Source organism: Pseudomonas sp. MD195_PC81_125 (assembly GCF_014060985.1).
Classification (GTDB): domain Bacteria; phylum Pseudomonadota; class Gammaproteobacteria; order Pseudomonadales; family Pseudomonadaceae; genus Aquipseudomonas; species Aquipseudomonas parakoreensis.
Genome location: NZ_JABULD010000769.1, coordinates 1 through 7407, shown reverse-complemented (window position 1 = coordinate 7407; position 7407 = coordinate 1). Strand labels below are relative to the sequence as shown.

Sequence of the window (7407 nt, the reverse complement as noted above, 5' to 3'; positions counted from 1 at the left end):
TGGTATGAACCATGAGGCTACTGTTCACCGATGACAGTTTCGTCCTGCTAACCCAGGCTTATATTGGAATTCCTTTCCTGCTGAACGGGCAAATGGAGTTGGTTGAGCCGGCAAACGATTACCTCATGTATCTGGCGCTGGAACGAGGCAAGACGCGTAGCCCCAAGACATGGAGAAATCACGGCGAAGCACTGTATGACTATTTCTCATGGCTGGAGGCAAACGCCCTCGATTGGGCTCATGTCCCTGTCGCGGGGCACGCTCGATCCGCCGTAAGTAATCTTGCCGCGTATAGGAACTGGTCAATTTCCCTGACAAGACCATCAACGGGCCTAAGGGCCATAAAACCGAGCACTTTGAACCAGCGGCTGACATGCCTCATGGGGTTCTATCAATGGGCGCATAAACAAGGCCGCATTAGCTCAGTTCCTTGGGATGCCTCACCGAAATTTGTTGCCGGAAACAATCAGGGCTTTTTGAGGCATGCACACGCCGCCAAGATGACAGATGGCGACGACCTTCGGCTCAAGGTCTTCCGAGAGCCGCCTAAACTTCTATCGCTTGAGCAAGCCAAGCTTCTGGTTCAGGCATGCACAACCAAAACGCTTCGATTGATGACGGTGCTGATGCTTCAAACTGGCCTTCGCAATGAAGAATGCAGGACATTCCCTATTAAGTATGTTTTTGACCCGACAGGGCTCGATGTACGGAAGCGCATTCGTGTTGATCTCAGCCCATCGGACATGCTGCTGAAGAATTCAAAACCTAGGACAGTCTTCATTGGTTGGCACGTCATGCGGGAGCTTTTCGATTATCTGAGCTTTGCTGAGGGAGCATTCAGGGCCAACTTTGGTCGCAGTGCAAGCCGCTCTGGGATTCAACCCATCTTCTTAAACAGAGATGGTCACCCTTTCAGTGAAAAAGGCTTGAACAATGCGTACAGACGACTTTGGTCTGGGAAGCAACCTCGGATTATGTTCAGGGTTACTCCGCACATGCTGAGGCATACCTTTGCTACTTTTGAACTACTCCACCAGTCGAAGCGTGCGGCCATGGGGCAAGCACTTGCATGGGTTCGAGATCGCTTGGGCCACAGCAGCGTCCAAACGACTAGCATCTATCTTCATTGTCTTGATCTCATGGAAAACTCGGAACTGAATACATATCAGGAAGAGTTGGACTTGCTAGGGAATGCACATGCCTAGACCCAGAAAAAGCTATGGCATGCAGCCAGAAAACATCATCTCAATTGAAACAGCAAAAAAAAACTCCTGGTGACATGTCGATTTGCGTTGGAACGAGGGTGTTCGACTTCGCGCAGTGGGCATCGGTACCGGAAGCGATTGAGCCAGCTACGAGACTATTGCTCTCACGTCAGCTACACGAGGCCGTCCAAGAAATTCAATCGTCGGGGGTCAGCCAAGCGACCGTAATGAACCTTTGTGCCTCCGGTATGCGTTATTGGTTCAAGTACCTCGACGCTGAATCGGGTAAGGGCCGCGTCATAGGGTGCCTCGCCGACATAGTCCCCCGCACAGTTGAACGCTATACGGAATGGCTGAAGCAACAGCCAGCAAGGGGTAAGGGGACAATCTCAATCACATCGGCGCGGGCCATCTACAACACAACAAAAACAGTCTTGATGAACCGTGTTCGCGCCGGGCAACTCGGGATCGGTGTGTTTCCTCAAATTCCATTTCCGAACGCCGACAGAGCGTATGTTGGTCATCAGGCATTCACGCAGGGCGAGATAGAGCGCTTGCTGATAGCGCTCCTGAAGGACTTAGACATGATCCGCTCCGGTAATTTGCCTAGTGGGAGCGAGGCCGCAGCTATGACTGTTTACCTCTTGCTGATCGCTGCCAGGAGTGGTCGCAATCTCACGCCACTACTAGAGATGAGCAGAGATGCGATCACCGATCACCCTCTCAAGCCGGATATGGGCGTGCTCCAGTTGTATAAGCGTCGAGGTTTCAAGATTCACCGCCAAGCCTTTCGTTACCACACCACTGATGATGAGTCCGCGTCGGTACCGAGCGATGTGGTCACCCTGTACCGGGAAGCGCTAGTCCGATCGTTTCCTTTGCTAGATCTAGCACCGAAGACGATGCACGATCGTGTCTGGCTTTACCGCGCCAAGGGGAATAGAGGCGTGAAGACTCTCAACGCCTCCAATATTGACCAACAAGCCACTGCACTGGTGGCCCGGCATCAAATTTTTGGCGATAGAAGGGCATCGAACGGCCTGCCAGAATTACTGAAGGTCAACGTATCGAGGCTACGAAAAACCTTTGCCACGCGAATGTGGCAACTGAGCAACGGAAACTTGTTCAAGACGGCTCAGCTCTTGGGTAATAGTACGCGGATGACTGATAGCCACTACCTCGCTGTCACGCCCGAGATGGAGCGGAATCACAAATTCGTTGGTCGTATTCTCGAAGGCGTCATGACCGGTCAGGTGAATGAGCAGAGCTTTCGCGATGACTTGTCAGCTCAACTATCCATAGAGCCCGAAAAAGTTGATCTGCTACTGAGTGGAGCACTTAATACAGGCGTTGCGCGTTGTTCAGATCCTATCAATGGCCGTTTTGCTCCAAGAAATGGCACCACCAACTGTCAGCGCTTTCTCCATTGCTTTCGTTGCCCAAATCAGGTCGTGATCGAATCAGACCTGTATCGTCTGTTCAGTTTTTATTGGCTCCTGATCAAAGAACGCGGGCTACTCGGCAAATCGCGCTGGAATTCCGTCTATGCGTGGGTGATCCGTGTCATCGACAACGATATAACTCCCCTTTTTTGATCCGGTTGTAGTTGAGCGCGAGAAACACCGAGCCCTCGCTACCCCTCATCCAATGTGGCGAGATAGGACTTTGCTTGGAGGTGATGAGTGAACGGTGCTAATGCAACTGTAGCCAGGCCGCCCTGTGCAGTCCTGAGAAAGATCGCTGTTGATGATCGAAATGATCTTGCAGTTACATACATAACCGGCGAAAACGGTAAATCAATGCCGCTTTCTAGGTATGAGGACAACATATGGGACTTTTCCCCGTATGTTCTCAACAAAAATACGTCAAACCTCTATGTGAATTTTGACCATCCACTTTCCGATGAAGTGAGATCCATCGACAAATCAGAGACTAGTTTGCTAATAGCCGCTAAGTCTTTTATATATACTCGTTGGCTCGCCAAGTCACCGCGATCAACCAAGCACATAAAAGCAGCAACACTAATTTCGTGCTGGACGAACGTAAAGCCGCTTCTTCGTTGGATGTGCGGGCAATCCATCACGGGCTTTGATGAGCTGACTCCTGTGCGGTGTGCTGCGTATGCTTTATATGTAGGCGCGGATAAGTCTGTTAAGCAGAGACAAAAAGTTGCTCTATTAGAAGTTTTGGAATTGATATACGCTTTTAGAACTCATTTGCCAAAACCAATGAGTGAGCATCCGTGGCCAGAGGAAACTGCGTTCAGTCTTGCAGGGGCTCGACGTACAGGTGGTATGTATGATGTCCGGACTGAGATTATTCCAAAGCGCTTATATGCCGATCTCGGGCGAAAATCCTTAGAGTTCATAGAGCATGAGTCGGATCGAATTCTGCATATCTGGGATACATTCCACTCCTGTTATTCACAAGAGATGGAGCTTGCTGAGTATCATGCAAGGGTGAGACTGGAAAAAGGTGCGAAGAGCTCCTATCAGACGCTAGAGTCAGTGTCTTATGATATCGCGAGGGCAAGGGCACTTTCTAAAATGCAGTCTTTGCTTGACGCGAACGGACTGCGATTTTTAACGGATCTTGATGATGAGGTCAGGATTCTGCGTACGTGCTGCTACATCGTCGTTGCCATGTTTAGCGGTATGCGGGACTCCGAAATTATTTCGTTAAAACATAATTGCTTTGAGCGCTCATTCGATATGGATGGCGAAGAATTTTGCTGGATACATGGGCTCACATACAAGCTGGAGGAGCAGCCAAAACCTGCAAAATGGATGGTTCCACCTGTCGTCGAAAAGGCTGTGAATGTGGCAGCGGGGTTGCGGAGATCTCTTCTGCCCTACATCGGTAAAAGAAGATTGTATCTGTACGAACTAGCCAAAGATGAGGGACTAAAATCAAAAGTCGTCAATGATGCCACTCTCTTGGGTAGCAGCCTTTTTCTTGGCTGGAAAGCGCTTGGCACGCGGCCTGAATTTCTACAGAACGTACTAACAAATACGCTCCTCAAAAAGGTTGCAGAGCGTTTTGAGCTAGTGGTGTTGAATGATGACTTGGGTGAAGTTCTTGATCGTACTACGATAACTCCGGAGAAACTGTGGCCGCTCGCAACACACCAGTTTCGGAGAACATTTGCTGTTTTTGTCGCCAGGAACGTACTTGGCGATGTTCGGTATCTGCGACACCATTTCAAACATTGGTCAATGGATATGACTCTGCACTATGCAAAAGACCCGCTATTTGATGACACGCTTCTTGAATCTGTATTGTCAAAAAGGGACGAATTGCAGGTAAGTATCGTTTCTGGATGGCTGGCTCCGAGCCAGAAGCTTTCTGGCGGTAGGGCTGACCATATCGTGCGCTTCAGAGGGAGACCCGAGGTGAAGACAGCAAAAGACCCTAAAGCTCTGGTCAGGGCTGTTGGCGAAGGTGTTTTTATCCGTGGCACCGGCCACTCTTGGTGTTTGGCAACGACTAAGGGATGCGGCGGGGAGGGGCTTTACGATGCGATTCGTTGCGTTGGCTGCGGTGAGGGTGTCATCGACCAGGGACACTTGCTCATATGGCGGCGCATTAGAGATCAGCAGGTTGAGGTGCTCTCATGGCCAGATCTTGGCGATCCGGCCTGGGAGCGAGCCACAAGGCACTTGCGAGAGGCAGAGCGGGTGCTAGGCGAACTTGGAGACCCAGTTGAGCCGTATTCCTTACCAGAACGTCCATCGCGTCTCATACCAGCAGTAGAGGCGGTGTAGCATGGGAAATGACCAGACAAGGCGTGCAATCGAGTTGGCTATCTCAAGGATTACCAAGGGGCGTCCCAAGCAGGTTCAGCTGAGTCGTAAGCTAAGTATCGCCTCCGTCGCCGAAGAGGCAGGCATAAGCAATGCGACGATACACAACCGGTATCCAGACCTTGCAGAGTTAATTCGTCAAAAGACCAACAAGGAGTCGCGAGAAAAGCTCGTCAAGAAGGAGAAAGCCCTTCAGGGGGCAGATCTGCTGATTAAGGAGTTGCGTGACATACTGGCTGAGCGAGATGCAGATCTGAAGAGGATAGCCATCGTGAATCTGCGGCTTTGTACAGAGAAGAAAGCACTTCAGGAGCAAAACGCTCTGCTGGCCAAGGAGAACAAGCAATTGGAAGGTGTAAACCGTGATCTGCTATTTAAGATCAACAGTCCTAGAAGTCAGGTGAAGTCGATTCGATGAATGCCTAGACGGATCGTAACCGTCTGGCCAACTCACTTCTCAGCGCACAGGTCAGCTCGAACAAGAACGAATGGAGGGCAAAGCCTTGCCCGCAGGTATACCCATTGAATAAGCCAGTATCTGACGTAACTCATGTGGAGCTTGGCAGCGGGTCGCAATCGACGATGGCTTCATTGTATACTTCTGCTCCGCATACCCCTTGAGATACAGGAACATCAGCATGACTGTACTCCAAACGATCTACTGGCAGCCTACGCCGCCTTAGCGCTACGCCCCCCCGCAACACTCTGCTTCCGCTAGCCTCGCTCGCGGGTGCGTACTGCTGTACGCCTGGTTTTATACCTTAAGCACACAGCAAAAAATCCTCAAAATTTGAATTTGTATCGATTCGCTCGCCTTCCTTTGGCGTGCGCGATGCTTTGCCTTGGATATTTTCTATGCTGCAAAAACTTAGACAAACGTGGTTTTCCAACGTCCGTGGCGACGTGCTCGCGGGGCTGGTGGTCGCACTCGCGCTGATCCCGGAAGCCATCGCCTTTTCCATCATCGCCGGGGTAGATCCCAAAGTCGGTCTCTACGCCTCCTTCTGTATCTGTGCTGTCATCGCCTTTGTCGGCGGACGCCCCGGAATGATCTCGGCGGCGACAGGCGCCATGGCACTGCTGATGGTTACGCTGGTAAAAGAGCATGGACTCCAGTACCTGCTGGCCGCGACTCTACTATGTGGCGTACTTCAAATCCTTGCCGGCTACCTGAAGCTTGGCTCGTTGATGCGCTTTGTTTCACGCTCGGTAGTCACCGGCTTCGTAAACGCATTGGCGATTCTGATTTTTATGGCGCAATTGCCTGAGCTGACCAATGTCACCTGGCATGTCTATGCCATGACCGCTGCGGGCTTGGGAATCATCTACCTGTTTCCGTATGTGCCGAAAATCGGCAAGCTGATTCCCTCTCCATTGGTGTGCATTCTGACGCTGACGGCCATCGCCATTTACCTCGGTTTGGATATCCGCACCGTCGGTGACATGGGCCAACTGCCTGATACGCTCCCGATCTTCCTCTGGCCTGAAGTTCCGCTGAATTTTGAAACCCTGCGCATCATTTTCCCGTACTCGGCTGCGTTGGCAGTAGTGGGTCTACTCGAATCAATGATGACCGCGACCATCGTCGACGACCTTACCGATACCACCAGCAACAAGAACCGCGAGTGCAAAGGCCAGGGTGTGGCCAACATCGCTGCCGGCATGCTTGGCGGCATGGCAGGTTGCGCCATGATCGGCCAGTCGATCATCAACGTGAAATCTGGTGGCCGCACCCGTCTCTCGACATTGTGTGCCGGCGTTTTCCTGCTGCTGATGGTGGTATTTCTTGGCGAATGGCTCTCCAAAATCCCTATGGCGGCACTCGTGGCTGTGATGATCATGGTATCCATCGGCACCTTTAGCTGGGATTCTTTGCGTAATCTGAAAGAGCATCCGCTGTCGACCAACCTCGTCATGGTGGCGACCGTCGTTGTCGTCGTGGCCACTCACAACCTGGCCTACGGCGTACTGGTAGGTGTGCTGCTGGCCTCCCTGTTCTTCGCAAACAAGGTCGGGCACTACCTAGATATCAAGAGCACTCTGGAAGAGACGGAATCGCATCGGACTTACCACGTCGTGGGCCAGGTGTTCTTTAGCTCTGCGGACAAGTTCACTGAAGTTTTTGACTTCAAGGAAGCGCTCAACAAGGTCACCATCGATCTCACACAGGCGCATTTCTGGGATATCACCGCCGTCGCAGCCCTGGATAAGGTCGTGATCAAGTTCCGCCGCGAAGGCGCTGAGGTTGAAGTGCTCGGTCTCAATGAAGCCAGCGCAACAATCGTTGACCGCTTCGGTGTGCATGACAAACCCGGTGCCATCGACAAGCTCATGAGCCACTAAGGAGAACGACAATGACCCACGTAATGGCATGCATTGATAACTCACAATCCTCATTG

General features: G+C 51.6%; 5 protein-coding genes. All 5 read left to right on the top strand.

All coding sequences use genetic code 11. From position 1 onward, the window contains the following. Positions 1–11: 11 nt before the first annotated feature. The gene (locus HT737_RS28990; RefSeq protein WP_077750514.1) at positions 12–1205 is read left to right on the top strand and encodes a tyrosine-type recombinase/integrase; all 1194 of its coding nucleotides are present in this window, start codon (positions 12–14) and stop codon (positions 1203–1205) included. A gap of 14 nt (positions 1206–1219) precedes the next feature. Further along, entirely contained in the window at positions 1220–2800 is a 1581-nt protein-coding gene (locus HT737_RS28985) for an integrase (protein WP_182404542.1), read from the top strand. A gap of 87 nt (positions 2801–2887) precedes the next feature. Further along, positions 2888–4969 carry a hypothetical protein gene (locus HT737_RS28980; RefSeq protein ID WP_138739113.1) on the top strand — a complete coding sequence of 694 codons (2082 nt, stop codon included), beginning with the start codon at positions 2888–2890 and terminating at the stop codon, positions 4967–4969. A gap of 1 nt (position 4970) precedes the next feature. Next, positions 4971–5426, top strand: coding sequence for a hypothetical protein (locus tag HT737_RS28975; RefSeq protein ID WP_077750517.1), 456 nt, complete (start codon positions 4971–4973; stop codon positions 5424–5426). Positions 5427–5863: 437 nt separating this feature from the next. After that, the gene (locus HT737_RS28970) at positions 5864–7351 is read left to right on the top strand and encodes a SulP family inorganic anion transporter (RefSeq protein ID WP_077750518.1); all 1488 of its coding nucleotides are present in this window, start codon (positions 5864–5866) and stop codon (positions 7349–7351) included. Positions 7352–7407: the final 56 nt, after the last annotated feature.

What these genes read in the sequence shown, in the direction of transcription:
- HT737_RS28990 (WP_077750514.1), top strand. Translation starts at nt 12, where the DNA reads ATGAGGCTACTGTTCACCGATGACAGTTTCGTCCTGCTAACCCAGGCT.
- HT737_RS28985 (WP_182404542.1), top strand. Translation starts at nt 1,220, where the DNA reads ATGGCATGCAGCCAGAAAACATCATCTCAATTGAAACAGCAAAAAAAA.
- HT737_RS28975 (WP_077750517.1), top strand. Translation starts at nt 4,971, where the DNA reads ATGGGAAATGACCAGACAAGGCGTGCAATCGAGTTGGCTATCTCAAGG.
- HT737_RS28970 (WP_077750518.1), top strand. Translation starts at nt 5,864, where the DNA reads ATGCTGCAAAAACTTAGACAAACGTGGTTTTCCAACGTCCGTGGCGAC.